Genomic DNA, 1855 nt, shown 5'->3' with positions numbered 1-1855 from the left:
TTGAGATCGGCTCAGGCTATCCGAAGTTCAGTCACAACGGCCAAGAACCAGCGAAACACGGAGAACCCCCAGGTCCAGCACGGAGACCGTCAGCACGGACCCCAACGAACTCCAGGGTTATTTTTTACGAGATCCCCCAGGGCCACCCGACCCTCTGAGCTGGGTTTTCAGTACCCCGGGTGATCATGGGTGAAGCCCTTGGTTGATCATGTCTCCTTGCGACAGAAAGACTTTCGATAACCAAGGGCTTCGGTGAACAGTGTGCACGACACCGGCTGCGCCGGTGCGGTCGGGGAGCTGTCGGCGTTCCGGCAGGAGTTGTATCGGTGCCTGCCCCGGCGGGCGGATGCGGTATTCGATGTGGTGGACGCGGTGTTGTGCGCGGACGGGCCGGTGCGGTCATTGCCGGAGCTGTCACTGGTTGGCGAGCATCGCCGGGGTCACGGCAGCGTGTATGCGGCGCTGGAGCGGGGTCGGATCGACATCGCACGGTTGCGGCGGGCGCTGGTCTCGGTGCCGTTGCCGCGGGCCGCGGACGGCCGGTTGGTGCTGGCGGTGGACATCACCTCTTGGTTGCGACCGGAAGCGCATACCTGCCCGCAGCGGATACTGTGTCACACCTACGGGCGCGCCAAGAACACTCATCAGATGATTCCCGGCTGGCCGTACTCGGTGGTCTGCGCTCTGGAGTCGGGGCGTAGTTCTTGGACCGCGCCACTGGATGCGGTGCGGCTGGCACCCGGTGACGAGGCCGCCACGGTCACCGCGGACCAGCTGCGCACCGTGATCGGCAATCTGATCGAGGCCGGGCACTGGCGAGGGGGTGATCCGGATATCTGGATCGTCGCCGACGCCGGCTACGACGCACCCCGGCTGGCGTTCCTGCTGGCAGATCTGCCCGTGGCCGTGCTGGGCCGGATGCGGTCGGACCGGGTCCTGCGCCGCCGCGCACCCGCATGGCAGCCCGGGACGACCGGCCGTCCACCCAGGCACGGCGGCGAGTTCGTCTTCGGCGATCCCGCGACCTGGGGTGAGCCCGATACCGCCGTCACGACCGACACCCGCCTCTACGGCCCGGCCACAGCACGGTCATGGAATCGCTTGCACCCCAGGCTTACTCATCGATCATCCTGGACTGTCCAGGCCGGGAAGCTGCCGGTGATCGAAGGCACCGTGATCCGACTCGACGTCGACCGGCTGCCCAGTGGCGCCATCCCGAAACCGGTGTGGTTGTGGCATTCGGTCGTCGACCTGAATGCCGCCGAGGTCGATGTGCTGTGGCAGGCATTTCTGCGGCGGTTCGATATCGAGCACACCTTCCGCATGCTCAAACAAACTCTGGGCTGGAACGTCCCGAAACCCCGCGATCCCGCCGCCGCGGACAGATGGACCTGGCTGCTTGTGGCCGCCTACACCCAGCTGCGCCTTGCTCGTGAACTCACCATCGACATCCGGCGGCCGTGGGAGAAACCCGCAGCCCCACAACGGCTTACACCAGCACGTGTCCGTCGAGGCTTTCGGCACCTCCGCCGGAAAGCAGCCTGTCCCGCCAGCGCACCGAAACCCTCCCGACCCGGACCCGGTCGACCAGCCGGCCACCGCAACAAGCGTCCGGCACCCCGCTACGACGTGCACATCAAAACACCCAGCAACCAGAAGCCATCCAAACCCGCCGGGCCACGACCCCGCCGAACAGGATAAAAACCCAGCTCAGAGGTTAACACTCAAGCTAGTGCCTTGTCCAAGTAGGTTGCCTCGGTAACCGGGTGTCGGGTTGATCGTGGACCTGTTGCCGGTGATGCTGCCGGTGGAGGTGGTGCCGGTGGCCCGGAAGCCGGAAGTGTTTGTGCGAGCG

General features: G+C 65.8%; 1 protein-coding gene. It reads left to right on the top strand.

The window, feature by feature from the left end; translation table 11 throughout:
- Window positions 1–252: 252 nt before the first annotated feature.
- Complete coding sequence (locus tag IU459_RS37015; protein ID WP_195134236.1) at window positions 253–1701, top strand: NF041680 family putative transposase; 1449 nt, start codon at window positions 253–255, stop codon at window positions 1699–1701.
- Window positions 1702–1855 lie beyond the last annotated feature (154 nt).

Origin of the sequence: Nocardia amamiensis, from assembly GCF_015477605.1 — a bacterium.
Taxonomy (GTDB): domain Bacteria; phylum Actinomycetota; class Actinomycetes; order Mycobacteriales; family Mycobacteriaceae; genus Nocardia; species Nocardia amamiensis_A.
The sequence above is the reverse complement of the archived record's forward strand: the minus strand, read 5'-3'. Positions and strand labels throughout refer to the sequence as shown.